20 protein-coding genes and 2 tRNA genes are annotated in these 26,118 nt (G+C 67.4%); 16 read left to right on the forward strand and 6 right to left on the reverse strand.

The window, feature by feature from the left end; genetic code table 11:
• Positions 1-25: 25 nt before the first annotated feature.
• On the reverse strand, positions 26-610 hold the full coding sequence (locus ULB03_RS05135; protein ID WP_322482187.1) for a hypothetical protein: 585 nt from the start codon (positions 608-610) through the stop codon (positions 26-28).
• Between the two features lie 152 nt (positions 611-762).
• Between ULB03_RS05135 and ULB03_RS05140 the strand changes: the two genes are divergently transcribed.
• Entirely contained in the window at positions 763-1,959 is a 1,197-nt protein-coding gene (locus tag ULB03_RS05140; protein WP_322482188.1) for a phosphoglycerate kinase, read from the forward strand.
• Between the two features lie 75 nt (positions 1,960-2,034).
• Positions 2,035-2,256 (forward strand): hypothetical protein, encoded by a 222-nt coding sequence (locus ULB03_RS05145; protein ID WP_322482189.1) that lies wholly within the window; start codon positions 2,035-2,037, stop codon positions 2,254-2,256.
• Here the strand turns inward: ULB03_RS05145 and ULB03_RS05150 are convergent.
• Positions 2,253-3,047 carry a M48 family metallopeptidase gene (locus ULB03_RS05150; RefSeq protein ID WP_322482190.1) on the reverse strand — a complete coding sequence of 265 codons (795 nt, stop codon included), beginning with the start codon at positions 3,045-3,047 and terminating at the stop codon, positions 2,253-2,255. The two genes, ULB03_RS05145 and ULB03_RS05150, sit on opposite strands and share 4 nt — an antisense overlap.
• Positions 3,048-3,658: 611 nt before the next feature.
• Here ULB03_RS05150 and glpK point away from each other — a divergent pair.
• The 4 genes from glpK to ULB03_RS05170 all read left to right on the forward strand — a co-directional run bounded on the left by glpK (position 3,659) and on the right by ULB03_RS05170 (position 8,738).
• Positions 3,659-5,149 carry a glycerol kinase GlpK gene (glpK, locus tag ULB03_RS05155; RefSeq protein ID WP_322482191.1) on the forward strand — a complete coding sequence of 497 codons (1,491 nt, stop codon included), beginning with the start codon at positions 3,659-3,661 and terminating at the stop codon, positions 5,147-5,149.
• Between the two features lie 159 nt (positions 5,150-5,308).
• The gene (locus ULB03_RS05160) at positions 5,309-6,376 is read left to right on the forward strand and encodes a retroviral-like aspartic protease family protein (RefSeq protein ID WP_322482192.1); all 1,068 of its coding nucleotides are present in this window, start codon (positions 5,309-5,311) and stop codon (positions 6,374-6,376) included.
• A gap of 136 nt (positions 6,377-6,512) precedes the next feature.
• The gene (locus tag ULB03_RS05165; protein WP_322482193.1) at positions 6,513-7,577 is read left to right on the forward strand and encodes a retropepsin-like aspartic protease family protein; all 1,065 of its coding nucleotides are present in this window, start codon (positions 6,513-6,515) and stop codon (positions 7,575-7,577) included.
• Positions 7,578-7,709: 132 nt separating this feature from the next.
• Entirely contained in the window at positions 7,710-8,738 is a 1,029-nt protein-coding gene (locus tag ULB03_RS05170; protein WP_322482194.1) for a retroviral-like aspartic protease family protein, read from the forward strand.
• A 113-nt stretch (positions 8,739-8,851) separates the two neighbouring features.
• Here the strand turns inward: ULB03_RS05170 and gltB are convergent, their stop codons facing one another.
• Both gltB and ULB03_RS05180 read right to left on the reverse strand, forming a co-directional pair.
• The gene (gene gltB / locus ULB03_RS05175) at positions 8,852-13,444 is read right to left on the reverse strand and encodes a glutamate synthase large subunit (RefSeq protein WP_322483781.1); all 4,593 of its coding nucleotides are present in this window, start codon (positions 13,442-13,444) and stop codon (positions 8,852-8,854) included.
• A 23-nt stretch (positions 13,445-13,467) separates the two neighbouring features.
• Entirely contained in the window at positions 13,468-14,913 is a 1,446-nt protein-coding gene (locus tag ULB03_RS05180; RefSeq protein WP_322482195.1) for an NAD(P)-dependent oxidoreductase, read from the reverse strand.
• 477 nt (positions 14,914-15,390) lie between these two features.
• On the opposite strand from ULB03_RS05180, the gene ULB03_RS05185 reads away from it, so the two are divergent.
• Positions 15,391-16,206, forward strand: a complete 816-nt coding sequence (locus ULB03_RS05185; protein ID WP_322482196.1) for an undecaprenyl-diphosphate phosphatase — start codon at positions 15,391-15,393, stop codon at positions 16,204-16,206.
• Positions 16,207-16,429: 223 nt separating this feature from the next.
• On the opposite strand, the gene ULB03_RS05190 is transcribed toward ULB03_RS05185, so the two are convergent.
• The gene (locus ULB03_RS05190) at positions 16,430-17,437 is read right to left on the reverse strand and encodes a complex I NDUFA9 subunit family protein (RefSeq protein ID WP_322482197.1); all 1,008 of its coding nucleotides are present in this window, start codon (positions 17,435-17,437) and stop codon (positions 16,430-16,432) included.
• Positions 17,438-17,770: 333 nt separating this feature from the next.
• On the opposite strand from ULB03_RS05190, the gene ULB03_RS05195 reads away from it, so the two are divergent.
• The 9 genes from ULB03_RS05195 (at position 17,771) to ptsN (ending at position 24,907) form a co-directional block, all read left to right on the forward strand.
• Positions 17,771-17,857, forward strand: a tRNA-Leu gene (locus ULB03_RS05195).
• Positions 17,858-18,109: 252 nt separating this feature from the next.
• Positions 18,110-18,196, forward strand: a tRNA-Leu gene (locus tag ULB03_RS05200).
• A 165-nt stretch (positions 18,197-18,361) separates the two neighbouring features.
• Complete coding sequence (locus tag ULB03_RS05205; protein ID WP_322482198.1) at positions 18,362-18,976, forward strand: ribonuclease D; 615 nt, start codon at positions 18,362-18,364, stop codon at positions 18,974-18,976.
• A gap of 233 nt (positions 18,977-19,209) precedes the next feature.
• Positions 19,210-20,259, forward strand: coding sequence for an LPS export ABC transporter periplasmic protein LptC (gene lptC / locus ULB03_RS05210; RefSeq protein ID WP_322482199.1), 1,050 nt, complete (start codon positions 19,210-19,212; stop codon positions 20,257-20,259).
• Positions 20,232-21,056 carry an LptA/OstA family protein gene (locus tag ULB03_RS05215; RefSeq protein WP_322482200.1) on the forward strand — a complete coding sequence of 275 codons (825 nt, stop codon included), beginning with the start codon at positions 20,232-20,234 and terminating at the stop codon, positions 21,054-21,056. The genes lptC and ULB03_RS05215 overlap by 28 nt, the downstream gene beginning before the upstream one ends.
• A complete protein-coding gene (gene lptB, locus ULB03_RS05220; RefSeq protein WP_322482201.1) occupies positions 21,053-21,886 on the forward strand; it encodes an LPS export ABC transporter ATP-binding protein in 834 nt (277 codons plus the stop codon). The genes ULB03_RS05215 and lptB overlap by 4 nt, the downstream gene beginning before the upstream one ends.
• Positions 21,887-21,946: 60 nt before the next feature.
• Positions 21,947-23,494 (forward strand): RNA polymerase factor sigma-54, encoded by a 1,548-nt coding sequence (gene rpoN, locus ULB03_RS05225; RefSeq protein WP_322482202.1) that lies wholly within the window; start codon positions 21,947-21,949, stop codon positions 23,492-23,494.
• Between the two features lie 138 nt (positions 23,495-23,632).
• Positions 23,633-24,277, forward strand: coding sequence for a ribosome hibernation-promoting factor, HPF/YfiA family (hpf, locus tag ULB03_RS05230; protein ID WP_322482203.1), 645 nt, complete (start codon positions 23,633-23,635; stop codon positions 24,275-24,277).
• Positions 24,278-24,448: 171 nt separating this feature from the next.
• Complete coding sequence (ptsN, locus tag ULB03_RS05235; RefSeq protein ID WP_322483782.1) at positions 24,449-24,907, forward strand: PTS IIA-like nitrogen regulatory protein PtsN; 459 nt, start codon at positions 24,449-24,451, stop codon at positions 24,905-24,907.
• Positions 24,908-25,083: 176 nt separating this feature from the next.
• Here the strand turns inward: ptsN and ubiG are convergent, their stop codons facing one another.
• Positions 25,084-25,827, reverse strand: coding sequence for a bifunctional 2-polyprenyl-6-hydroxyphenol methylase/3-demethylubiquinol 3-O-methyltransferase UbiG (gene ubiG / locus ULB03_RS05240; RefSeq protein WP_416211139.1), 744 nt, complete (start codon positions 25,825-25,827; stop codon positions 25,084-25,086).
• Positions 25,828-26,118: the final 291 nt, after the last annotated feature.

Genomic DNA, 26,118 nt, shown 5'->3' on the forward strand with positions numbered 1-26,118 from the left:
CTTTCGCGGGCTGGCCAGCGCACCGTCACAGGTGTCCATGCCGCACGATGGCCAGGTTGATGGCCAGGTGCACCACCACCATGAGGGTGAACCACAGGGCACGGGCCGCCGGATATGTGGCCCGCACCGCCCACAGCTGCCCGAACGACAAGGCGACATGCAGCAGGCTGGGCACCGACCGCGCCACCAGCACCGCGCCCAGCGCCAGCAAGGGCGGAAAGCCCAGGCCGAAGCAATGCGGATTGCCGGCGGCGCACAGCGGCAGCATGCCGCGCGCCAGCGCCCAGACCGCGCCGCCCAGTTCCCACGCCGCCCAGGCATAGCCGGCGCTGATCGCCGCGCGGGTGTCGCGGTGGCTGAGCGATAGCAGCAGGTAGCGCCCCGCCTCCTCCACGCAGGCGCCCAGGATCAGCAGCAGGGTCACGGGCCCGACATGGCCGCCGGACAGGCCCAGCGCGCCCATGTCGCGCGACGCCCATCCCTCCATGGCCGTCACCCCGGGCAGGACCAGCAGGCCGGCGGCCAGCACCCGCCCCTCCAGCACGCCGCGACGGGCCAACACCAGGGTGACCAGGGCCAGGAGGACCAGGAAAAGGATGTAGTAGATCACGAACGCTCCCCCATGCTCCTCAATCGCCGTGGCGCCAGCATCCGCCTTTCGGCCAGACTGGTGTAGCGGGCCGCCTTGTGCGGTTGCAACAGGGTCCCGCCTATGCTTCCTTGGCCCCCGTCTTTCGCTTTTATGGGCCGGGAACCGACGCCATGACCTTCAAGACCCTAGACGATATCGCCCCCGCCAGCCGCACCGTGCTGGTCCGCGCCGACCTTAACGTCCCGGTGCAGGACGGCCAGGTCACGGACGCCACCCGCCTGGTCCGTCTGGTCCCCACCCTGAAGGAATTGGCCTCCAAGGGCGCCAAGGTCGTGGTGCTGTCGCATTTTGGCCGGCCCAAGAACGGCCCGGATGAGAAGAACTCCCTGCGCCAGGTGGTGCCGGCCCTGTCCGACGCCCTGGGCGCGCCCGTGGCCTTCGCCAGCGACTGCATCGGCAAGCCGGCGCAGGACGCCATCCGCGCCCTGGAAAAGGGCCAGGTGCTGGTGCTGGAGAATCTGCGCTTCCACGCCGGTGAGGAAAAGAACGATCCGGCGTTCGCCGCCGAGCTGGCCAAGCTGGGCGACCTCTACGTCAACGACGCCTTCTCCGCCGCCCACCGCGCCCATGCCTCGACCGAGGCGCTGGCCCGCCTGCTGCCGGCGGCGGCCGGCCGCCTGATGCAGGCCGAACTGGTGGCCCTGTCCAAGGCCCTGGGCCAGCCGCAGCGGCCCGTGGCGGCCGTGGTCGGCGGCGCCAAGATCAGCACCAAGCTGGACCTGCTGCTGAACCTGGTGGGCAAGGTCGACATCCTGGCGCTGGGCGGCGGCATGGCCAACACCTTCCTCTACGCCCAGGGCGTGGACGTCGGCGCCTCGCTGGCGGAAAAGGACATGGCCGACCAGGCCCGCGCCATCCTGGCCAAGGCCGAGGCCGGCGGCTGCCAGATCCTGCTGCCCAAGGACGGCGCGGTGGCCAAGCAGTTCAAGGCCCACGCCCCCTCGCGCATCGCCGCCCCCGGCGACATCGCCGCCGATGAGATGATCCTGGACGCCGGTCCCGCCACCGTCGCCTATTACGGTGAGAAGTTGGCCACCGCCAAGACGGTGGTGTGGAACGGCCCCATGGGCGCCTTCGAGATCGAACCCTTCGACGCCGCCACCAACGCCGTGGCCAAGATCGTGGCCGACCTGACCAAGGCCGGCACCGTCCTGTCCGTGGCCGGCGGCGGCGACACCGTCGCGGCCCTGGAGCATGCCGGCGTGGCCGACGCCTTCAGCTACATCTCCACCGCCGGCGGCGCCTTCCTGGAATGGCTGGAAGGCAAGGAACTGCCGGGCGTGAAGGCTTTGGAGACGGCCGCCTAAAGCAAGCAAAGGCAAAAGCTCGGGGGCGCTGTGAAAACGTGCGTCCCCGATAGTCTCTCCTGTGAAGGGGCGCCGATGGCCTACTGGGTGAAGCGCATCCTGCTTAAAAGCGGTGAGTTGGTAACCGAACGCGAACTGCGCCAGGACGAAAATTTATTCGAAGGGCCCACCCCGGTGGTTGGCGACATACTGCACGTCAGCTGTCGCGGGCGGCGGTTTACCGCCAAAGTCATCTGGGGCCATTGGCCTGAGCATATCGAAACGGACCTCACGCCCTTGCGCGTGGAAGAGATTTAACCAAACCGGTGCAGCTTCGCTCCATGCGCCTTCAGCCAGGCGCGGGGCTTGTCCACATCACCAGCCAGCGCCGCGCACAGGGCCCAGAAGTTGGGGCCGTGGTTCATCTCCTTCAGGTGCGCCACCTCGTGTGCCACGACATACGCGACGATCTGTGGCGGCGCCAGGATCAGGCGCCAGGAATAGCTGATGCGGCCGGTGGCGGAGCAACTGCCCCAGCGGCTGCGGGTGTCGCGCACGGAAACGCCGCTGGCGCGCAAGCCGGCGCGGGCCGCCGTTTCGGCCGTAAGGGCCGACAGGTGGCGCCGCGCCTCCGCCTTCAGGAAGTCGGTCACGCGGCGGTTCAGGAACTCCGCCTCCCCGCCCACGCACAGCTCCAAGCCGGCCGGCCCATCCACCAGGCGGGCACCGCCCCGGCGTCCGGGGTCGTGGCGGATGATGGCCGAACGGCCCAGCAGAGGCACCGCCATGCCATCGACGAAGGGCTGACGCGGCGGCAGCGCCGCCAGGCGGGCGTTCACCCAATCCAGATGCCGCCCGACGAAACCCGCGACCTCGGCATCGCCAACGCGGGGTGGCACGGTGACGCGCACGGTGTCGGTGGCGCCATCGACCTTCAGCGACAGGCGGCGCGCGCGCGGACTGCGCCGCACCTCGACCGGCAGGGCTATGCCGGCGACGCGCAAGTGCGACACCGTGGTCGGTATTACCCGCGCCTTCGTCCTGGTTCTCGGTGCGGGCTTTTTCGGGGCGGTCAGCCCCATGCCGCGCAGCAGGCCCATCAAACCCATCGGCCCCGGCCCTCGATTCCTCCAGCGGCCATACCAATGGCCCGCCACCTGTACCCTATATACGGTGTCCGGTGCCCGAGCGCACCCCCATAGAGGTCATAGGGCGGGGGTGGGATCATTGGCGGAAACCGCGTCCCGGCCCGTTTCCCTGCCCCCAAAAGCGAACCCCCGCGCCGGTCAGGGTCGCGGGGGTTCTTTTGGCTTCAGCGAAGCTCAGATATCCATCGAGCGATACACCGGTCAGAAACCGGCGTTAGCTACAGCTATATATGTGGAGTTGGTCACACAACTCATACAGTACGCATCGGTGGAGTCATGGTTTGACGCACCCTCCTGGTTACGGGCAACACATCGAATACTGCATGCATTCGACGATTTACCTGATCTGGTGGGCTAATCTGGTTTCTGATGCCTCCTGAGTGCTTCGGTAAGACAGATGGTGCGCCTGTTACAGTTCCGCGTCAACCCCATTACGCAGCACTTTTCGCCCCCCTTCTGGATAGCTTTTTCCGACCCCGGCGTTGACAGGGTGGCCCCCGCGACGCACCGTCGGCGTACAGCGCACGGGCGACCAAGGCCCGTGATAACAAGACCCTGAGGGAGGGGCCCCGATGCCCGCCGACCTGATCCTGGCCATCGACCAGGGAACCACCTCGACCCGCGCCATCCTGTTCAACGCCGGGGGCCGGCCCGTGGCCACGGCCCAGCGGGAACTGCCGCAGCATTATCCCGCCGACGGTCAGGTGGAGCATGACCCCGAGGATATCTGGCGCGACACCGTCGCCGTCTGCCGGGGCGTGGTCGACAAGGCGGGGGTGGACGCCACCCGCGTGGCCGCCATCGGCATCACCAACCAGCGTGAGACGACGGTGGTGTGGGACCGCCGCACGGGGGAGGTGCTGCACCCCGCCATCGTCTGGCAGGATCGCCGCACCGCGGGACTGTGCCAGGCCCTGCGCCGCGAAGGGGCGGAGGACATGGTGCGCCGGCGCACCGGCCTGCTGCTGGACCCCTATTTCTCCGCCACAAAGCTGGCCTGGATCCTGGACACCGTGCCCGGCGCGCGGGCGCGGGCCGAGGCGGGGGAGCTGGCCTTCGGCACCATCGACTGTTTCCTGCTGTGGCGCCTGACCGGCGGGCAGGTCCACGCGACCGATGCCACCAACGCCGCCCGCACCCTGCTGTTCAACCTGGAGACCCTGGACTGGGACCCGGAATTGCTGCGCCTGTTCGGCATACCGGCGGCCGTCCTGCCCCGGGTGCTGGACAACGCCGGCCCCTTCGGCATCGCCACGGCGGATCTGCTGGGCCGCCCCGTCCCCGTGCTGGGCATGGCCGGCGACCAGCAGGCCGCCGCCATAGGCCAAGCCTGCCTCACCCCCGGCATGATCAAGAGCACCTATGGCACCGGCTGCTTCGCCCTGATGAACATCGGCGACACACCGCGACCATCCCATCACCGTCTGCTGACCACCCTGGCCTACCGCCTGGACGGCCGCGCCAGCTACGCGCTGGAAGGGTCGATCTTCGTGGCGGGCGCCGCCGTGCAATGGCTGCGCGACGGCTTGCGGCTGATCCCCGACGCGGCGGCCACCCAGGGCCACGCCACGGCCCTGGCCGACACCGGCGGCGTCTATCTGGTGCCGGCCTTCACCGGCCTGGGCGCCCCTTATTGGGACCCGGACGCGCGCGGCGCCATCCTGGGCCTGACCCGTGACAGCGGGGTCAGCCACATCGTGCGCGCCGCCCTGGAGTCCGTCTGCTACCAGACCCGCGACCTGATGGACGCCATGGCGGCGGACGGGGGCTGCGCCCTGACCGCCCTGCGCGTGGACGGCGGCATGGTCGCCAACGACTGGCTGATGCAGTTCCTGGCCGACCAGTTGGACCTGACGGTGGAACGCCCCGCCGTGACCGAGACCACGGCCCTGGGCGCCGCCTTCCTGGCCGGCCTGGCCGCCGGCCTGTTCCCCAGCCTGGACGCCATCTCCGGCCTGTGGCGGGAGGAGCGGCGGTTCGAGCCTGCGGCCGACCCCGCCGCGCGGGAGCGCCTGTACGACGGGTGGAGACGGGCGGTGGGACGGGTGAGGACGACGTCCTGATCACCAGCCCCGCCGCGAAGCCGCGACGAAGAACCGCATGCCGTCCACTGCCCCCGTGGAGAACGGAGAGTGCAGCCCCTTCCCCCTATTCGCGCAGCGCGATAAATTGTTGCCAAGAGGAGATCCAAAAGGGATCCCAAACGGGGAGATGAGCGGGAAATGGGTGGGGGACTCAAGGCCTGGGGCGGTGCGGGGCGTCTGGCTGGGCTGGGACTGATGGGGCTGGCGCTGTGGGTGGCGCCCGCGCAGGCGGCGCCGAAATGCCAATTCGTCAAGATGGCCAGCCTACCGGTGAAAATGGAAGGCAACCGCCCCTTGATCCAGGGCAGCATCAACGGCCAGCCGGTGTACTTCCTGGTCGATACCGGTTCCTTCGGCAGCCTGTTGTTCCGCGAGTCGGCCGAGAAGCTGGGCCTGCGCCTGAACACGGTGGAGGGCGTAACCGTCTACGGCGTCGGCGGCGGCAGCGATATCTGGATCACCACCGTGGACAACCTGACCCTGGACGCGGCGTCGGTGAAGAACCTGAAGCTGAACGTGGTGGGGGGTGGCGCGGGCGGCGACGGTCCGGTGACCACGGCCGGCGTCCTGGGCGAGGACCTGCTGCGGCAGTTCGACGTCGAGATGGATTTGAGCCACGGCAAAATCAATCTCTATGACACCAAGAACTGCGACGACGTCGACCTCATTCCCTGGGACGATCCTTTCACGGTCACGGAATTTCCGACAGTGACCCGGGATAACGCCCATATCCAGGTTCTGGTCCAGGTGAACGGCGCGCCGGTGCGGGCCGACCTGGATTCCGGCGCCTACTATTCCATCCTGACCACGGGCGACGCCGCCCGCGCCGGCGTCCTCCCTGAAAGCCCCGGCGTCATCGAGGTGGGCCGGGCCGGCGGCATCGGCGCGCGGCGGGAGCGGACGTGGATCGGCACCTTCGACAGCTTCGGCATCGGTGAAGAAACCATCCGCCATCCCAAAATGCGCTTTGGCGACATGTTCAAGCACAGCACCGTGACCTTCACCGGCTCTCATATCCCGACGCAGGTGCTGCCGGCCGGAATGCTGCTGGGTGCCGACTTTCTGCGGGCGCACCATGTGATGATCGCCCACAGCCAGGGCAAGCTGTACGTCAGCTATGTCGGCGGCACGGTGTTCCAGACGGATCAACCGCCGCCGGCGACAGCAGCGCCCCCCGCCGCCGCGCAGCCATCACCAAGCCCGTGACCCAGGCGGGGCGGGGGCGGACCTTTAACCACAACAACGCCCAGATGGGCCGAGATGTACCGACGGGATTACAGCGACGATGATGGGGGAAGGATTTATGGGGTCACGAGACAGCGCGGCGCGGTGGATGCGGGCGATGGGATGGATGCTGGGCGCGGCGGCGGCCTGCCTGATGGGCATGGCGCTTTGTTCGCCGGCACGCGCGGCCTCCTCCTGCAAGCTGGCGCAGGTCGCGTCCATTCCCCTTGAAATGGACGGCAACATGCCGCTGGCCCGCGTGACCATCAACGGCAAGCCCGCCCACATGCTGGTCGACACCGGTGCCTGGATGTCGGTGCTGACCCGGTCGTCGATGGCCTACCTGGGCCTGAAGGCGGTGGACGCACAAGGCGAACTGATAGGCATCGACGGCACCAGCCGCCTGCTGCAGACCACCATGGATAGCCTGGAGTTGGGCAACTGGCGTGGCCGTGACGTCCGTGTCTATGTCGGTGGCTATGGGGCCTTCGGGGGCGATACCGTCGGCGCGCTGGGCATGGACCTGCTGGAACGCTACGACATGGAATTCGACCTGGCCCACAACGTGCTGAACCTATTCAAGCCGGAGAAGTGCGACAACGACGTCCTCGCCTACTGGTCGAACAGTTACAACGTCACCGACATGGACAACGTGCGCGGCAACCGCTCCCGCATCCGCGTTCCCGTCGTGGTGAACGGCCAGACGGTACACGCCATGCTGGACAGCGGTGCCAGCATCACCCTTCTGGACGAGGGGGTGGCCCGCCGCGTGGGCGTTGACATCGCCGCCGGTGACGGTGAGAAAAGCAGGGATTTGCAGGGCGCCAACGGGCGCCGTGTCGAGTCCCACATTGGTACCTTCGACAGCTTTACCATCGGCGATGAAACTATCCGCCATGCCAAGCTGCGGGTGTCCGACCTGTACACCCGCGTGGGCGAGACCTATGTCGGCAGCCGGCTGAGCACCTCGTACGGCGACACCGACCTGTACCTGGGCGCGGATTTCCTGCGCAGCCACCGCGTCTACATCGCGTCCAGCCAACGCAAGGTCTATTTCACCTACCAGGGCGGCCCCGTTTTTCAAGTGACCGGTCCAGCCCGGCGCTGGACGACCGACGACGCCAAGGCCGGGGAGGAAACGGAACCGTCCGCCGGACCGGCCACCAAGGCCGAGGGCCAATGACAGGCCCGGCAGCCGGGCCAGGCGCCGCTTGATCCCCGCACCATTTGCGCGCACCTTTCCGCGCACAAATGCGAACGACAGGCGCTTTGCAGGGAAATGGGGGAGCGGATGCGGAGGGGCGTGGGGCGTGCCGTGGCGGAGGTCCTTGTGGCCGCCTTTTCCATGGCCGGGGTATCGCTGGCGACCGGGGTGACGGCCCAGGCCGCCGAAACCTGCCAGATGATCAAGTCGGACACCCTGCCCGTCGAGATGGACGGCAACCAGCCGCTGGTGAAGGTGGCGGTCAACGGCCACCCGGTTTATTTCCTGGTCGACACCGGTGCTGCCCTCAGCATGATCCTGCGCGGCAAGGCGGAGGAGTTGGACCTGCCCGGCTTCAGCGGCCGCAACGGCACGCTGAGCGGCGTCGGCGGGCGCAGCGACATCCAGACCACCCGCATCAAGACCTTCACCCTGGGCAAGCAGACGGTCACGGACATGCCTCTGAGCCTGGCGGGGGAACGCAGCTTGGGCCGGGAGGACGTGGTGGGCCTGCTGGGGGAGGATGTGTTCCGCAAATTCGACGTCGAATTCGACCTGGCCCACGGGGTCATCAACCTGTACCAGCCGCGCGGCTGCGACAGCGCCTTCCTGGGTTTCTGGGCCGAAAACGCCATGACCGCGGACATCCACCCAGTGAATCCGCAGAACCCCAAGATCGCGATGGACGTGACCGTGGCGGGGCAGCCGGTGCGGGCCATCCTGGATAGTGGCGCCACCCATTCCGTGCTGTCGTCCCAGGCGGCGGCCCGCGCCGGCGTGACGCCGGATACGCCGGGTGTCGTCATGGCGAACGCCACCCAAGGTGTGGGCGCCAAAACGGTCCAGGAATGGGTCGGCGTCTTCGATGGCTTCGCCTTGGGCGATGAAACCATCAAGCATGCCAAGCTGCGCTTCGGCGACCTGTTCGGCAGCGGGACCTACACCGACAGCGGGTCGCGCATCGCCCAGGCCCAGACAGGACCGGAAATGCTGCTGGGCGCCGATTTCCTGCGGGCGCACCATGTGCTGATCGCCCACAGCCAGAACAAGCTGTACTTCACCTACAATGGCGGCCCCGTCTTCCAGGTCACCGGGCCGGCGCTGCGACGCACGCGCGGCAAGAACGCCGACGCCAACTGATCCCATAAAGGCCAACTGATCCCATAAAGAAAGACCGCCACCGGTGCATCCCGGCGTCGGTCTTTCTTTACAGCGTGCGGCCCGGTCAAAACCGGGCCGCCTGACTGGAAGGCTTACTCGGCGCTCAGCGCCTGGGGCGGGACGACGGGCACCGCCAGGCGGTGCAGCATCTCCTTGGGCACGACCTGCCAGAAGTGGCCGCGCACCAGCGGCCAGTCGTTCAGCAGGGTCATGGCCCAGCGGCTCTGCGTCCGCGCCACATGCTCCTCGATCAGGGACACCAGCATGTCCTCGTAATGCTGGACCTCGATGCGCTGGAAGATGACGCTGTCCGGGTTGATGTGCAGCGGCAGGGTGCCGGCCTCGTCATAGACGAAGGCCATGCCGCCGGTCATGCCGGCCGCGAAGTTGTCGCCCACGCCGCCCAGCACGACCACCATGCCGCCGGTCATGTATTCGCAGCCGTTGGAACCGCAGCCCTCGACCACCACGGTGGCGCCGGAGTTGCGGACGGCGAAGCGCTCACCCGCCTGGCCGGCGGCGAACAGCTTGCCCGCCGTGGCCCCGTACAGCACCGTGTTGCCGATGATGGTGTTCTCGTTCGACTTCAGCGGCGTGGCCGTCATGGGCCGGACGATGATGGTGCCGCCCGACAGGCCCTTGCCGACATAGTCGTTGGCGTCGCCGAACACCTCCAGGGTCAGGCCCTGGACGGCGAAGGCGCCCAGCGACTGGCCGGCCGAGCCGCGCAGCCGCACCGTGCAGTGACCAGACTGCAAGCCGCTCATCCCGAACTTGCGGGTGATCATGGCCGACATCCGGGTGCCGATGGCGCGGTGCGTGTTCTGGACGTTGTAGGCCAGCTGCATCTTCTCGCCGTCTTCGAACAGTTGGCGGGCGTCGCGGATCATCTGGGCGTCCAGCGTGTCCGGCACCTCGTTGCGGCCGACCTGGGTGCAGTAGCGGGCGCTGTCCCCAGCCGGATCGGCCTGGGCCAGCAGCGGGTTCAGGTCCAGGTCGTCCAGGTGGACGGCGCCGCGGCTGACCTGGTGCAACAGGTCGGTGCGGCCGATGACCTCCTGCAAGGACCGGAAGCCCAGGCTGGCCAGGATCTCACGCACCTCTTCCGCCATGAAGCTGAACAGGTTCACCACCTTTTCCGGCGTGCCCACGAACTTCTGGCGCAGCGCCTCGTCCTGCACGCACACGCCCACGGGGCAGGTGTTGCTGTGGCACTGGCGCACCATGATGCAGCCCATGGCGATCAGGCTGGCGGTGCCCACGCCGAACTCCTCGGCGCCCAGCATCGCCGCCATGACGATGTCGCGGCCGGTCTTCAGGCCGCCGTCGGTGCGCAGGGTGACGCGGTGGCGCAGGCGGTTCAGCGTCAGCACCTGCTGCACCTCGCTGAGGCCCATTTCCCACGGCAGGCCGGCGAACTTCACGCTGGTCTGGGGCGAGGCACCGGTGCCACCGACATTGCCCGACACCAGGATGACGTCGGCGCCGGCCTTGGCCACGCCAGCGGCGATGGTGCCGATGCCCGAGCGGCTGACCAGCTTCACACAGACCTTGGCGTCCGGGTTGATCTGCTTCAGGTCATAGATGAGCTGCGCCAGATCCTCGATCGAGTAGATATCGTGGTGCGGCGGCGGGCTGATCAGCATGACGCCGGGCGTGCTGTGACGCAGGCGGGCGATCAGTTCCGTCACCTTGAAGCCGGGCAACTGCCCGCCCTCACCGGGCTTGGCGCCCTGGGCCACCTTGATCTCGATCTCGCGGCACTGGTTCAGGTACTCGGCGGTGACGCCGAAGCGGCCCGACGCCACCTGCTTGATGGCGGAGTTCCAGTTGTCGCCGTTGGCATCCGGCTTGAAGCGCGCCGGATCCTCGCCGCCCTCGCCGCTGTCGGACTTGGCGCCGATGCGATTCATGGCCACGTTCAGCGTGCCGTGCGCCTCGGGGCTGAGGGCGCCCAGCGACATGGCGGGGGTGATGAAGCGCTTGCGGATGGCGGTGATGCTCTCCACCTCGTCCACCGACACCTTGCCCTTGGAGGGGCGGAAGTCCAGCAGGTCGCGCAACTGCATGGGCGGGCGCTTGTGCACACCCTCGGAGTAGCGCTTGAAGGTGGAATAGCTGTCGTTGGACACCGCCTGCTGCAGCAGGTGGATCAGGCCACCTTCCCAGGCGTGGCGGTCACCGCCCTTGCGGAACTTGTAGAAGCCGCCGATGGGCAGGGCCACGACCTCCTCGTTCCAGGCCAGGGCGTGCTGCTCCAGCACGTCCTTCTGGATGCCGACCAGGCCCAAGCCGGAGATGCGGCTGATCATGCCGGGGAAGTGCTCGGCCACCAGCGAGCGGGACAGGCCCACCGCCTCGAAGTTCAGGCCGCCGCGGTAGCTGGAGACGATGGAGATGCCCATCTTGGACATGATCTTCAGCAGGCCTTCGTTGATGGCCTTCTTGTACCGCTCCAGGCACTTCTCCAGGGGCATGTCGCCGAACAGGCCGCGCCGCTGGCGGTCGGCGATGGCCTCCTGCGCCAGGTAGGCGTTGACCGTGGTGGCGCCCACGCCGATCAGCACGGCGAAGTAATGCACGTCCAGGCACTCGCCCGCCCGCACGTTCACCGAGGTGAAGGTGCGCAGCTGCTGGCGGATCAGGTGGGTGTGCACGGCCCCCGTCACCAGGATCATGGGCAGGGCGGCGCGGCCGGGGCCCATGGCCTCATCCGTCAGGATCAGGTGGGTGGCGCCGCCGCGCACCGCGTCCTCCGCCTCCTGCCGCACGCGGCGCAGGGCGTCATTCATGGCGAATTCGCCGCCGGCGGGGTCGAAGGTGCAGTCGATCTCCGCCGCCGTGTCGCCCATGTAGCGGCGCATGGCGATGAATTCCGCCGTCGTCAGGACGGGGGTTTCCAACTGCAGCAGGCGGGTCTGGCTGTCATCCTCGTCCAGGATGTTGCCCAGGTTGCCCAGGCGGGTCTTCAGGCTCATCACCCGCTGCTCGCGCAGGCTGTCGATGGGCGGGTTGGTGACCTGGCTGAAGTTCTGGCGGAAATAGTGGTGCAGGCCACGGTAGCGATCCGACAGCACGGCCATCGGGCTGTCGTCGCCCATGGAGCCCACGGCCTCCTTCGCGTCCTCCACCATGGGGTGCAGGATGGTCTCCACATCCTCCATGGAGATGCCGTAGGCCACCTGGCGGCGGCGCAGCTGGTCGCGGCTGAGTTCGGCGGTGGCGGCCGGCGCCCCCTTCACCAGATCGTCCAGCGCCGTGATGTGGCGCACCCAGCTGCCATAGGGCTTGCCGGCGGCCAGGGTGTCCTTGATCTCCCGGTCCTTGTAGAGGCGGCCCTCGGCCAGGTCCAAGGCGATCATCTGCCCCGGGCCCAGGCGGCCCTTCTCGCGCACCGTGTATTCCTCGACCTTGGTCATGCCGGTCTCGGAACCGGCGATCAGCAGGCCGTCGCCGGTGACGACATAGCGCATGGGACGCAGGCCGTTGCGGTCCATGCCGCCCACCACCCAGCGGCCGTCATACATGGCCAGGGCGGCGGGGCCGTCCCACGGCTCCATCACCGCGTTGGCGTAGCTGTACAGGTCGCGGTGGTTCTGCGGCATGGTCTCGCGGTCGGACCAGGCCTCCGGCACCAGCATGGTCTTGACCATGGGGGCGGAGCGGCCGGAGCGCACCAGCACCTCGAACACCGCGTCCAGGCAGGCGCTATCGGACCCGCCGGCGGGGATGATGGGCTTCACGTCCTCGATCAGGTTGCCGAAGATCTCGTGACCCATGCGGGTCTCGTGCGCCTTCATCCAGTTGACGTTGCCGCGCAGCGTGTTGACCTCGCCATTGTGCGCCAGCATGCGGAAGGGCTGGGCCAGCCACCAGGTGGGGAAGGTGTTGGTGGAATAGCGCTGGTGGTAGATGGCGAAGTTGGACTCGAAGCGCTCGTCCAGCAGGTCGGGATAGAAGGACGTCAGCTGTTCGGCCAGGAACATGCCCTTGTAGATGATGGAGCGGCAGGACAGCGTGCAGATGTAGAAGTCGCTGATGCTTTCCGCCTTCACCGCCTTCTCGATGCGGCGGCGGATGACGTAGAGGTCACGCTCCAGCTGGTCTTCCGGGATGTTGCGCGGATTGCCCACCATGATCTGCTCGATCTCGGGGCGGGTGGCGTTGGCCTTCTCGCCGATGATCTCGATGTTGATGGGGACCTGGCGCCAGCCATAGATGATGTAGCCGAACTTCAGGATTTCCGTCTCGACGATGCAGCGGCAGCGCTCCTGCGCCTCCATGTCGGTGCGGGGCAGGAAGACCTGGCCGACGGAGATCAGACCTTCGGGCGGCAGGTGGCCGCTACGGGCCACATGCTCCCGGAAAAAGCTCTGCGGGATCTGCAGGTGGATGCCGGCGCCGTCGCCGGTCTTGCCGTCGGCGTCCACGGCGCCGCGGTGCCACAGGGCGCTGAGCGCCTCCACCGCCTTCTCCACGACGGAGCGGCGGGGCTTGCCGTCCAGGGCGGCGACGAAGCCCACGCCGCAGGCGTCATGCTCCATTTCCGGCGACCAGACGTGCGCCGCTTCCAGGCGGGCGGCGCTGGCGCGGTAGCGCTCGACGAACTCGGCGCCGGTTTCGGAGGCGATCCCGTTGGACGCGGACCCGTTGGACACGGAAAGGGGGCTGCCGTTCTCGATCATCTCGCTCATGTCAAATCCCCCTCTTACTCGGCGGCCAGCGCGGCGGCGGCGCGGGCGGTGATGTAGTTATGGATGCCGGCGGCGGCGTCGCGGCCGTCGCGGATGCCCCAGACGACCAGGGAGGCGCCGCGCACGATGTCACCGGCGGCGAAGACGCCCTCCAGGTTGGTCATCAGGGTGCGCGGGTCGGCCATGACAGTGCCCCAGCGGCTGACCTTCAGGCCCGGTTCCCCGAACAGGGTGGGCAGCGGTTCCGGATCGAAGCCCAGGGCCTTGATCACCAGGTCGGCCTCCAGCGTGAAGGCAGAGCCCTCGATGGGCTGCGGCGTCTGGCGGCCGGAAGCGTCGGCCACGCCCATGTGCATGCGGTGGGCGCGCACGCCCGTCACCTGGCGGTCGCCCAGGAAGGCGTCCGGGGCGGCCTGCCACACGAACTCCACGCCCTCCTCCTCGGCATGGGCGACCTCGCGCTGGCTGCCCGGCATGTTGGCGCGGTTGCGGCGGTACAGGCACTTCACCGACTTGGCGCCCTGGCGGATGGCGGTGCGCACGCAGTCCATGGCGGTGTCGCCGCCACCGATGACGACGACGTTCTTGCCCTTGGCATTCAGGCGGCCGTTCTCGAAATCGACCACCGTGTCGCCGAGGCTGGTGCGGTTGCTGGCGGTCAGGTAGTCCAGCGCCGGGACGATGCCGTCCACGCCGCTGCCCGGGCCTTCCAGCTCACGCGCCTTGTAGACGCCGGTGGCGATCAGGATGGCGTCGTGCTGCACCCGCAGCTGGCCCAGGGTGGCATGGCGGCCGACCTCGAAGCCCAGGTGGAAGACGACGCCGGCATCGGCCAGCAGCTTGGCCCGGCGCTCCACCACGTCCTTTTCCAGCTTGAAGCTCGGAATGCCATAGATCAGCAGGCCGCCCACGCGGTCGTAGCGGTCGTAGACATGCACCTGATAACCCTTGCGGCGCAGCTGGTCGGCGGCGGCCAGGCCGGCGGGGCCAGCGCCGATGATGCCGACGCTCTGCGGCCGCTCGCGCACCGGGGTGGCCGGCTTCACCCAGCCGCGTTCCCAGGCGGTGTCGGTGATGTACTTCTCGACCGCGCCGATGGTGACGGTGCCGTGGGTCGACTGCTCGATGGTGCAGTTGCCCTCGCACAGGCGATCCTGCGGGCAGATGCGGCCGCAGATTTCCGGGAAGTTGTTGGTGGCCTGCGAGACCTCATAGGCCTCTTCCAGGCGGCCCTCGGCCGTCAGCTTCAGCCAGTCGGGGATATTGTTGGAGACGGGGCAGTGCACCTGGCAGAAGGGCACGCCGCACTGGGAGCAGCGCGAGGCCTGCGTCACCGCCTGGTCGTCGGCGAAGCGGGCGTAAATCTCGTTGAAATCGTGCCGGCGCAGCGCTGGTTCCCGTTTATCGGGCATCTGCTGGTCCGTGTGGACGAACTGGAGCATCTGCTGCTTCTGCGCCATGGCCTTGTTCCTCGTGTCCAAACCGGCGGGCCCCCAGCCCAGCCGGGTGATCCCGACATTCCATCGCCGGCCCTGTGCGGGGACCGGCGTGTTCCCGACGCCCGCCACCGCCAAGGGTCACGGGCTTGCGCACAAGCGGGTGCGCCGAGTTCATATAAGTCGTTAGACACCATCGCTCCAGCACTTTTTTCACGTTACGTCAGCCACACTGACCTATTTACCGGCAGCCCGACGACTCCGGTGTGGAAAAGCGGTGACTGCCCGGGTTGCTGGCGCAGCAAATAGTACACACATGCTTACCAAATTTTTCCAATACGCTGATTTATCAAGGATTTTTGATTGAGGTTTTTTGTCAGACGACGATGCCCGCCCCCGCAAGCCGCTGTCGCGGCCCGCAGCGACCGCTGCTATAAGCAGGCAGCCGTCCCCCTGGCCGGGCCCATCCGGCCGTCTTTCGCCCCCAGACGTTGAGGCGCCATGTCTTTTTTGCAGACCCTGATCTTCGCGATCATCCAGGGCATCACCGAGCTTTTCCCCATCAGCAGCGTCGCCCATGGGGTGCTGACGCCCTTCCTGCTGGGCTGGGGACTGGACCAGGCGTTCCTGAAGGAACACTTCCTGCCCTATCTGGTGATGCTGCACCTGGGCACGGCCACCGCCCTGCTGGTGTTCTTCTGGCGCGACTGGATCAACCTGCTGAGGGGCGTGATCAAGGGCGGCGAGGACCGCCGGGTGCTGGCCCTGCTGGTGGTGGGCACCATCCCCGCCGCCATCCTGGGCCTGGCCTTCGAAAAGGTGCTGCGCGCCGCCTTCAGCGATCCGGCCAACGCCGCCCTGTTCCTGATCGTGAACGGATTCCTGCTGTTCTTCGGCGAGCGCCTGCGCGGACGGGGTGACCGCACCCTGGCGCAGTTGGGCTTCGGCCAGGCGCTGCTGATCGGCCTGGCCCAGTCCCTGGCCCTGATCCCCGGCTTCTCCCGCTCCGGCGCCAGCATGGTGGCGGGCTTCTGGGCGGGTCTGCGTCATGAGGAGGCGGCGCGCTTTTCCATGCTGCTGGCCACCCCCATCATCGCCGGCGCCAGCCTGCTGGTGGTGCCCAAGATGCTGCGCCAGGCCGAGGGCGACGTGATCCAGAGCGCGCTGGTGGGCGGTGCCGTGTCAGGCGTCTGCGCCCTGGCCGCCGTCTGGGCCCTGATGCGCTGGTTCAAGCGCCACGAGGTCGACGCCATGCGCCCCTTCGCCTTCTATTGCTGGGCCCTGGGCGCCGTCGTGCTGGGGATGGTCTATATCTAAGAAGTGGGCCGCACCCGAATCGGCCAAGGAAAAGGGCGCCTCCCCATCCCGGGAAGGCGCCCTTTCTATTTGCCCCGAAGCTCATAGCAACGGCACGAGGCTACGCCTCATGCCGTTGTAGGATGCGACCGCATCCGCCGGAAGTTTACGGGGAGCGTCAGCGGACTGGAAACTGAGAAAGCCAAGCCGCCGGATGGCGGCGCCCGGCGCCTGAGGGAGCCGCTCAGTAATGCGTGCCGTGGGCGTCGACCTTGGTCAGCTGCGGCAGGGACGGGCCCTGGCGGTGGGTGCCGTAGCGGCCGCCGACCTGGAAGCGATCCAGATAGGTGGGCAGGATCACCTCGGCGGCGGTGGGCGCCACGCCGAGGTCGGCCAGGCCGGGCAGCTTGCCGGACAGGACATTGTCGCTCTTCAGCAGGATGACCTGGTCACGGGTCAGCGGCTTGCCGGGCACCATCTCCAGGAAGGCGGCCTGCAGGCTGGCCAAACCCCAGGGGATGGAGATCAGGCGGGTCTTGCGGCCCGTCAGGTCCAGCGTCAGCTGGATCAGCTCCCGGAAGCTGTAGGCGCGCGGGCCGCCCAGCTCATAAGTCTTGCCCTCGGCGCCGGCGCGGGTGGCGGCGTTGACGATGGCGTCGGCAACGTCACCGACATAGACCGGCTGGAAGCGGGTGGCGCCGCCGCCAATCAGCGGAACGAAGGGCAGCGTCTTCGCCATGCCGGCGAAACGGTTGAAGAAATTGTCCTCGGGCCCGAACACCACGCTGGGGCGCAGGATGGTGGCCTCGGGGAACACGGCGCGCACGGCCTGCTCGCCCGCCGCCTTGCTGCGGGAATAGGCGGAGCGGGAGTTGGCGTCCACGCCCAGGGCGGAGACATGCACCAGGCGGGACACGTCGGCGCCCTTGGCCAGACGGGCGATGCGGCCGGCGGCCTCGGTATGCACCAGGTCGAAGCGCTGGCGGCGGCCGCCCTCGGCCAGGATGCCCATCAGGTTGATGACGACATCGGCGCCCTCGATGGCGCGGGCGACGGAGGCGTCGTCGGCGATGTCCACGGCCATGGGAACGATCTGGCCCACGGCGCCATTGGTCTTGAGGAAGGCGGCCTCGCCCGGGTGGCGGGCCGGCACGCGGATGACGCAGCCCGTCTTGGCCAGGCGCCGGATGACATGGCGGCCGATGAAGCCGGCCCCGCCGAACACGGTGGCGATACGAATGCTAGTGCCCATCCTCTTAGACCCTCTGCCCACTAAACGATTGACCCGCCAGACCCATTGGCACCCCCGCATGCGGGCGAGGGGTGGATAGCGGGGCCGGCGGCGGCCGAAGACCCAAGCTTATAGCGAAGCCGGCGGGCCAGGGCTAGGCGCTTGGAATGCAAGGGAGAGGACGCGCCCATGCGCGTGTGCGTGCGTGAGCACGCTCGAACTTCTCCTGGGCCGCTCCTGGGCCGCCGGGGTGGCCGCCGCCTATCTCCAGCGGAGACGTCACAAAAAACGAAAAATCCCAAAAGAAGAGTATTGACAGGCCCCGGCCATAATCGTACTTAGGCGGCCCGCGCTGCCCAGGTGGCGGAATTGGTAGACGCGCAGGTTTCAGGTACCTGTGGCAGAGATGTCGTGGAAGTTCGAGTCTTCTCCTGGGCACCAATTACAGCGCGGGTTTAACGCAGGGCCGCCGTGTTCCAAATGGAACCGGCGGCCCGCGGCGTTTCTGGGGCACGCTTCAACGCCATCTCCCCCATCCCCTTCCCTGAATACCTGCGCCCGGCACAACCACTTCTGTCGAATGCCCGCGGGTGGGGTGTCCTTCCGCTTGAAGGCGTGATCAAAAAATATCGAGCGCCCACAAGAAGGGTGTTGACAGGCCCCGGCCATAATCGTACTTAGGCGGCCCGCGCTGCCCAGGTGGCGGAATTGGTAGACGCGCAGGTTTCAGGTACCTGTGGCAGAGATGTCGTGGAAGTTCGAGTCTTCTCCTGGGCACCAATTCAGCGCGGGTTTAAGGTCGCAGGGCCGCCGATGTTCCGATGGAACGCCGGCGGCCCGCGGCGTTTCTGGGGTCCGCTTCCCAATGCGCGCCCCGATACGCGCCCTTGCGGCTCCCAGCACGCGCGGACCTTAATCGGCAGCCCCACCAGCATGAAGGACGGTATGATGCCCATCGATCTCTATGACGGCGACTTGCCCGACGGCCTGGACCTGGGCCCGGTGGTGGCCATCGATACCGAAACCATGGGCCTGAACCCGCACCGCGACCGGCTGTGCCTGATCCAACTGTCCTCCGGCGACGGCCGCAGCCACCTGGTGCAGCTGCGCCAGGGCCAGTACGATGCCCCCAACCTGAAGCGCCTGCTGACCAATCCGGACCAGCTGAAGCTGTTCCACTTCGCGCGCTTCGACATCGCCGTGCTGAACCAGTACCTGGGCGTGCTGACAGCCCCGGTCTACTGCACCAAGATCGCGTCCAAGCTGGTGCGCACCTACACCGACCGCCACGGCCTGAAGGACCTGTGCCGCGACCTGCTGGGCGTGGAACTGTCCAAGCAGCAGCAATCGTCCGACTGGGGCGCTGAGGAACTGACGGCCGAGCAGTTGAAGTACGCCGCCTCCGATGTGCTGTACCTGCATGAGATCAAGGCCAAGTTCGACGCCGTGCTGGCCCGCGAGGGGCGCACGGAATTGGCCGAGGCCTGCTTCCGCTTCCTGCCGCATCGCGCCCTGCTGGACCTTGCCGGCTGGGACGAACCGGACATCTTCGCCCACTGACGTGGCCGGCGCCGGCGCGCCCCGAGACCCCATCCGCATGGGTGGGTCGCGGGGCGCCCCCCTGGAAAAAGGGACGGCGCATGACGATTTGACCGTGGAATCCAGGCTCGGGTAGATTACGCCCAAGCCGGCGTGGTGCCGCGCGACATGCCCGCGCCACATTTGGCGGCCAAACCCCGTGGAACCATGACCCTGCCCCCCCTACAGAAAACCCCGGCGCCGATCCTGGCGACGTGGGCGGGATTCGGCAGCCGGCAAGCCCGGCCGGTTCCGCGCGCCCCTCTTCCAGCCCCCCGGCCCCCGCCCCCCGGGGCGGCGCCAGCGCCCGCCATACCCGCCGGGTGAACTTGGCCAAGGTGGTGCTGCCTACCCTGGCGGGGTTGACCATCGCCGCCATCGCCCTGTGGCCCCTGATCAAGGAAACCACCAACCCCCGCCCGGCCGATCCCGGAACCGGACAGCTTGAGATGCTGGACGCGCATTTCCTGGGCACGGACAAGACCGACCGCCCCGTGGAGGTGCGCGCCGACCGCGCGATGCAGGAGAGCAATCAGGACAACCTGATCGATCTTGTTTCGCCGGAGGCGGAGATCACGCTAAAGAATGGGCAGTGGGTGACCCTGAATGGGGACACCGGGCGGTACGACAAGCAGTCTGGCCACCTGACGCTGGAGGGGAGGGTCACGCTGTTCCACGACCATGGCTATGAGTTCACCACCGACAAGGCGGAAGTGGACACCAGCAAGAACATCGCCTGGGGCAACGCGCGCGTCGCCGGCCAGGGCCCCTTCGGCGACATCGACGCCGGCGGCTTCCGCATGACCGACAAGGGCAGCACCATCGTCTTCACCGGCAAGGCGCGCCTGCGCCTGGTGGAGAAGGACCGCCATACCGATGCCGCGCCCAGCGGCCCCGGCGCCATGCCCCGCATCCCGGCCCCGCCCGCCCTTTCCACGCCGCCCCTCTCCCCCCACTGCGGAACCGTCGCGGACCGGAGGCAAGCAACCTTGAGTATCCGGTTCATGAAGACGGCCCCCCTGAAAACGGCCCGCCCCAAAACAGCCCCGATGATGCGGTCCCTGTTGCTGCGCGGCCTTGTGGTCACGGCGTGCGCCGTGGTCGCCCTGGCCCCCACTTCCCACGCGGAGGAGCCGGCGGCCAAGGTTGCCCCTCAAACGCCGGCGGGCGAGAAGCCGGCGAAAGCGAAGAAGGCCGCCCCCCGGCGCAAAACCCGGCCGTGGCCGGGGAGCCCGGGTTGCTGCCCTTCACCCCGACCGAAGTGACGGCCGCGCCACCGGGCGCGGTCGACATCACCTCGGACGAGACGATGGAATGGCACAACGACCAGCTGGCGGCGGTGGCCCGCGGCCATGTCGTGGTGGTGCGGGGGGAGGACACCCTGCATTGCGACACGCTGGTGGTCTATTACCGCAAGGCCCAGGACGGCTCGACCGAGATGTACCGCATGGCCGCCGACGGCCAGGTGGTCATGACGTCCCCCAGCCAGCAAGCCTATGGCGACCACGCCGTGTACGACGTGGACCAGGACGTGACCGTGATGACGGGCGACCATCTGCACCTGGTCACGCGCAGCGACACCGTCTACGCCCGTGACACCCTGGAATACTGGAAACAGCAGCAGCTGCTGGTCGCGCGCGGCAACGCCGTCGCCATCAACGACAAGGGCGACCGCATCCGCGCCGACGTGCTGGTCGGCATCATGGAACAGAACGCCGCCAAGCAGCTGGAAATGACGCGCATGGATGCCAAGGGCAACGTGCTGATCGTCACGCCCAAGGATATCGCGCGCGGCAGCGACGGCACCTACAACGTGAAGACCCGCATCGCCATCCTGACCGGCGATGTGAAGCTGACCCAGGGTCAGAACCAGGTGAACGGCCACAGGGCCGAGGTCAACAACGCCACGGGGGTCAGCCGCATGCTGCCCGACGAAACCGTCAAGGGCGGGCGGGTGCACAGCGTGCTGGTGCCCAAGCGGTCGGACCAGCCGGCCACCCCTGGCACGCCGGCCGGCCCCGCCAGCGGCACCAAAACCCCCGGTGGCGGAGCGCAGCCATGAGCAAGACGACCGAACCCGCCACGGCGGCCCCAAGGGACAAGGTGCCCGCCGCCGCCGCCCCAAAGGATTCCAAAACGGAAGGTCCCCGCCTGGTGTCGGACAATCCCAACAGCGGCTTGACCGCCACCAAGCTGGGCAAGAGCTACAAGGGCCGGCCGGTGTTGCGCGACGTCAGCGTCAGCGTGCGCCGGGGCGAGGTCGTGGGCCTGCTGGGCCCCAACGGCGCCGGCAAGACCACCAGCTTCTACATCATGACCGGGCTGATCATGCCCGATTACGGCACCATCACCCTGGACGGGCTGGAGGTCACCGAGCTGCCCATGTACCGCCGCGCGCGGCTGGGCATCGGCTATCTGCCGCAGGAGGCCTCGATCTTCCGCGGCCTGACGGTCGAGAACAACATCCGCGCCGTGCTGGAGGTGGTCGAGCCCGACCGCGACAAGCGCGAATCCACGCTGGACGAGCTGCTGGCGGAGTTTTCCATCAGCCATCTGCGCCGCACTTCGGCCCTGGCCCTGTCGGGCGGTGAGCGCCGCCGCGTGGAAATCGCCCGCGCCCTGGCGTCCCAGCCCAACTTCATCCTGCTGGACGAACCCTTCGCCGGCATCGACCCCATCGCCGTCAACGACATCCGTGAACTGGTCAGCCATCTGCGCGAACGCGGCATCGGCGTGCTGATCACCGATCACAACGTACGCGAAACCCTGGATATCGTTGATCGCGCATACATTCTTCACGACGGTATGGTATTGATGGAGGGTGAACCGTCGGAGATCGTGGCGCACAAGGACGTGCGTCGTGTTTATCTTGGCGAACGGTTCAGTCTGTAAAGCAAGTATAAGCGCATTCGCGCGATCCATTTCGGGCCACAGTTATAATTTGGGCGGGTGATGGCGCTTCAACAACGCCTCGATCTTCGGCAGACCCAGGCGCTGGTGATGACTCCCCAGCTGCAGCAGGCAATTAAGCTGTTGCAGCTGTCCAACCTGGAGTTGGCCGACTACGTCGACCGCGAGATGGAGCAGAATCCGCTCCTGGAACGCGATGATGGCGACCGCAACCGCGATCCCGCCCCCGATGGCGTGGATCGTGAGGACCCTGTGGCGCGGGCCGACGACCAGCCCATGCGCGACACGGCCGATCTCACCGCATCCGACCGGCTGGGCCCGTCCAGCGACGCGCCGCTGGACACGGATTATGAGAACGTCTGGACCAACTCCAGCGCCGTGGACATGGCCGCCGACATGCGCGCGGACGGTGGCGGCGATGGGGGCGAGGCCTTCGGCAACTGGTCCGGCCGGGGCGGCAGTTTCGAGGACGACGAGAACTCGTTCGAACAGACCCTGTCGGGCAGCGTCTCCCTGCGCGACCACCTGACCGAACAGATCACCATGGACATCGCCGATCCGCTGGATCGGATGGTGGCCTTCGCGCTGATGGACTACCTGGACGAGGCCGGCTACTTCATTGGCGACATCGGGATCATCGGGGACCAGCTGGGCTGCACCGAATCGCAGGTCGTTTCGGTTCTGGAACGGTTGCAGCGCCTGGACCCGGTGGGCATTTTCGCCCGGTCGCTGAAGGAATGCCTGGCCCTGCAGCTGCGCGAGCTGGACCGGCTGGACCCCTGCATGCAAGCGCTGCTGGACAACCTGCCCCTGCTGGCGGCGCGCAACGCGCCCGCCCTGCTGAAGGTCTGCCAGGTCGACGCCGAGGATCTGGCCGACATGGTGTCGGAGATCAAGGCGCTGAACCCGAAGCCGGCGCTGGCCTTCGACCATGAGCCGGTGCACACCGTGGTGCCCGACATCCTGATGCGCGCCCAGCCGGGCGGCGGCTGGCTGGTGGAACTGAACAGCGACACCCTGCCCCGCGTGCTGGTCAACCAGCGCTACTACGCCCGCATCCAGGGGGCCGCGCGCAACAAGCAGGACAAAGAGTATTTGGCCGAACAGTTCCAGTCGGCCAGCTGGCTGGTGAAGTCGTTGCACCAGCGCGCCAACACCATCCTGAAGGTCGCCACCGAAATCGTTCGCCAGCAGGACGCGTTTTTCCTGCACGGCCTGCAGTTCCTGCGCCCCCTTATCCTTCGGGATATAGCGGAGGCGATCGGCATGCACGAATCGACCGTCAGCCGCGTGACGACCAACAAGTTCATGGCCACGCCGCGCGGCCTGTTCGAGCTGAAATACTTTTTCACATCAGCCATTTCCGGGGCTGACGGCCAGGCCGCCCACTCCGCCGAGGCGGTGCGCTACCGCATCAAGGTGCTGATCGACGCGGAGAAGCCGGACGAGATCCTTTCGGATGATCGCCTGGTCGAGATCCTTCGGGATGAGGGGATCGACATTGCACGGCGGACGGTCGCCAAGTATCGTGAAGCCATGAAGATCCCTTCCTCAGTCCAGCGTCGCCGGGAGAAGGCCCTTGGGATCTGAACCATGCGCCCGATGGATGGCGCATGGCGGCTGGCCTTCCCAGCGTAACGAGGCCGGTCGCGGGCTATTGTAACGGCCGACGGCAAGGCACCACGCCGCCGCCACTCCTGGCTTCCAACCAAGCGAGACGGACAGGCCATGCATATAATCGTCAAAGGCAAGCAGCTAGACGTTGGCGAGTCCCTGCGCACCCATGTCGAAACGACATTGACCGGGTTGGTCGAGAAATATTTCAGCAGTCCGATCGAGGCGACCGTCGTGCTGTCGCGCGAGGCGCACCTGTACAAGGCGGATATTCAGGCCCACGTGGGCCGCGGGATTCTTCTGCAAGCCTACGCCGAGGCCACGGAACCCTACCCCGCCTTCGATGAGGCGGCGGAGCGCGTCGCCAAGCGGCTGCGACGGTATAAGCGCCGGCTGCGCGACCATCACCAGCGCGTCCACGGCGAGGCCGAGGCCGCCGTGCCGGCCCGCAAGTACATCATCAACGCCGACGCCCATGACGACGAGGCCGACGAAGGCGGTCATGAGGCTGGCGCCCACAATGGGCACGCGGTGAACGGCAATGGTGCCGACCACCACCCCATGATCATCGCCGAGATGCAGACCCATATCGACATGCTGACGGTCAGCGAGGCGGTGATGCGCATGGACCTGGCGGACCTGCCGGCCCTGCTTTTCCGCAACCGCGCGCACGGCCACCTGAACATGGTCTACCGCCGGCCGGACGGCAATGTCGGCTGGGTCGATCCGTCCGATGGGAAATCGGCCGCGACCCACTGAGTCGGCAAGGCCCCGGGGCTTCCCCCCATTGACCTGGGGCCAGTGATCGCCGAAGCTTGAACCGGGGGTGGGACGGAAAAGTTTGGTAACTTTTCCGTCCTATAACACTTCTAGTGACAAGCCGGGTAAGTGAGTGTGGTGGCAATGCCGTCCCAGTTTTTGTTGACGCCGATGGTCGAGTTGCTGAGGCCCGACGGCATTGTCGCCAATCTCAAGGCCTCCTCCAAAAAGCAGGTGCTGCAGGAGTTGGCGAAGCGGGCCGCCGACCTGACGGGCCAGCATGAGCGGGCCATCTTCGACGTCTTGCTGGAGCGGGAGCGGCTGGGCACCACCGGTGTGGGGCGCGGCATCGCCATCCCCCATGGCAAGCTTCCGGCCCTGCCCAAGGTCTGCGCCCTGTTCGCGCGCCTGGACCGGCCGGTGGACTTCGATTCCATCGATGAACAGCCGGTGGACCTGATCTGCCTGCTGCTGGCCCCGGAATCCGCCGGCGCGGACCACCTGAAGGCCCTGGCCCTGGTGTCGCGCATGCTGCGCAACCCGCTGTTCTGCGAGAAGCTGCGCGGCGCCGACACCGCCGACGCCATCTACGCCCTGCTGACGCACACGGAAGCCAGCAACGCGGCTTGATACGTTTCCCCTCACGCGCCGGGCGGGCGCATCCGCGCCCTGGGCTATCCTCACTTTTCAGTCCGCCTTCGGCTCCCCGAAAAGTTCCGGCGGCCCCGGTCGGGGCCTACGGCGGCATGGTGTCATGCCGCCGGTTGGCGCGCTGAGGAAATGTATTCAGGGGCGTTGGCCAGCGATCAGCGGCTGGCCCAAAGCAGGTAGTTGACGTCCAGGTCGCGGGCGTCCAGGCGGAAGGTGTCGTTGAAGGGGCTGTAGACCAGGCCCATGATCTCGCGCACCGTCAGGCCGGTGGCGCGCAGGCCGGCGGCCAGTTCGGACGGCTTCAGGAACTTGCGCCAATCGTGGGTGCCGCGCGGCAGCCAGCGCAGCACGTATTCAGCACCGATGATGGCCATGAGATAGGATTTGGGCGTCCGGTTCAGCGTCGCCATGACCAGCAGGCCCTCAGGCTTCAGCAGGGCGGCCAGGCTGTCCAGGAACAGGGGCACGTCGGCGACGTGCTCCACCACCTCCAGCGACAGCACGGCGTCGAATTTCTCGCCGGCGGCCACCAGATCCTCCGCCGTGGTGTGGCGGTAATCGACCGGCGTGCCCGTCTCCATGGCATGGGTGGCGGCGGTCTTCACGTTGCGCTCGGCGGCGTCGATGCCCACCACGTCGGCGCCCATGCGGGCCAGCGGTTCGGACAGCAGGCCGCCGCCACAGCCGATATCCACCAGGCGCAGTCCCTTCAGCGGCTGCGGCGCCAGCGGATCGCGGCCGAAATGGGCGCAGATGCGATCGCGCAGGTATTCCAGCCGCACGGGGTTCAGCTTGTGCAGGGGCCGGAACTTGCCCGCCTCATCCCACCATTCGGCGGCGATGGCCGAAAAGCGCTGGATTTCACCGGGATCGACGGTCGTGGCGGTCTGGCTCATGATGGCACCCTTGAACGGAGCGGGCCCCAAAGGGCAGCGCGTCGGAATATGGGCCGCCGCTGCCGCCAACTCAACACCCCCCAATTCAACGCTGCCGCCGCAGGACGGACAGGGATGCGCGAAATAGAAATGCTCTGTCGCCCGGTTTACGCAACCCTGACCTTTTATTACCCGTTTGTTGCCTGCGCGCCCGCGACGGGGTAAGGATAGCGCGCTTTCGCGTAAGCCCCCTTCGCAGGCCCTGCCCAACCGGGACGGGACTGCCGGCGCGGCGCCGGAAGCCTCCTGCATCCA

Source organism: Nitrospirillum goiasense (assembly GCF_034427435.1).
In the GTDB taxonomy this organism is placed as follows: Bacteria; Pseudomonadota; Alphaproteobacteria; order Azospirillales; family Azospirillaceae; genus Nitrospirillum.

Excerpts from the sequence above, each read along its gene's own strand:
- ULB03_RS05140 (WP_322482188.1), top strand. The coding sequence starts at position 763 with ATGACCTTCAAGACCCTAGACGATATCGCCCCCGCCAGCCGCACCGTG.
- ULB03_RS05145 (WP_322482189.1), top strand. The coding sequence starts at position 2,035 with ATGGCCTACTGGGTGAAGCGCATCCTGCTTAAAAGCGGTGAGTTGGTA.
- ULB03_RS05150 (WP_322482190.1), bottom strand. The coding sequence starts at position 3,047 with ATGGGTTTGATGGGCCTGCTGCGCGGCATGGGGCTGACCGCCCCGAAA.
- glpK (WP_322482191.1), top strand. The coding sequence starts at position 3,659 with ATGCCCGCCGACCTGATCCTGGCCATCGACCAGGGAACCACCTCGACC.
- ULB03_RS05160 (WP_322482192.1), top strand. The coding sequence starts at position 5,309 with ATGGGTGGGGGACTCAAGGCCTGGGGCGGTGCGGGGCGTCTGGCTGGG.
- ULB03_RS05165 (WP_322482193.1), top strand. The coding sequence starts at position 6,513 with ATGGGATGGATGCTGGGCGCGGCGGCGGCCTGCCTGATGGGCATGGCG.
- gltB (WP_322483781.1), bottom strand. The coding sequence starts at position 13,444 with ATGATCGAGAACGGCAGCCCCCTTTCCGTGTCCAACGGGTCCGCGTCC.
- ULB03_RS05180 (WP_322482195.1), bottom strand. The coding sequence starts at position 14,913 with ATGGCGCAGAAGCAGCAGATGCTCCAGTTCGTCCACACGGACCAGCAG.
- ULB03_RS05185 (WP_322482196.1), top strand. The coding sequence starts at position 15,391 with ATGTCTTTTTTGCAGACCCTGATCTTCGCGATCATCCAGGGCATCACC.
- ULB03_RS05190 (WP_322482197.1), bottom strand. The coding sequence starts at position 17,437 with ATGGGCACTAGCATTCGTATCGCCACCGTGTTCGGCGGGGCCGGCTTC.
- ULB03_RS05205 (WP_322482198.1), top strand. The coding sequence starts at position 18,362 with ATGATGCCCATCGATCTCTATGACGGCGACTTGCCCGACGGCCTGGAC.
- lptB (WP_322482201.1), top strand. The coding sequence starts at position 21,053 with ATGAGCAAGACGACCGAACCCGCCACGGCGGCCCCAAGGGACAAGGTG.
- rpoN (WP_322482202.1), top strand. The coding sequence starts at position 21,947 with ATGGCGCTTCAACAACGCCTCGATCTTCGGCAGACCCAGGCGCTGGTG.
- hpf (WP_322482203.1), top strand. The coding sequence starts at position 23,633 with ATGCATATAATCGTCAAAGGCAAGCAGCTAGACGTTGGCGAGTCCCTG.
- ptsN (WP_322483782.1), top strand. The coding sequence starts at position 24,449 with ATGGTCGAGTTGCTGAGGCCCGACGGCATTGTCGCCAATCTCAAGGCC.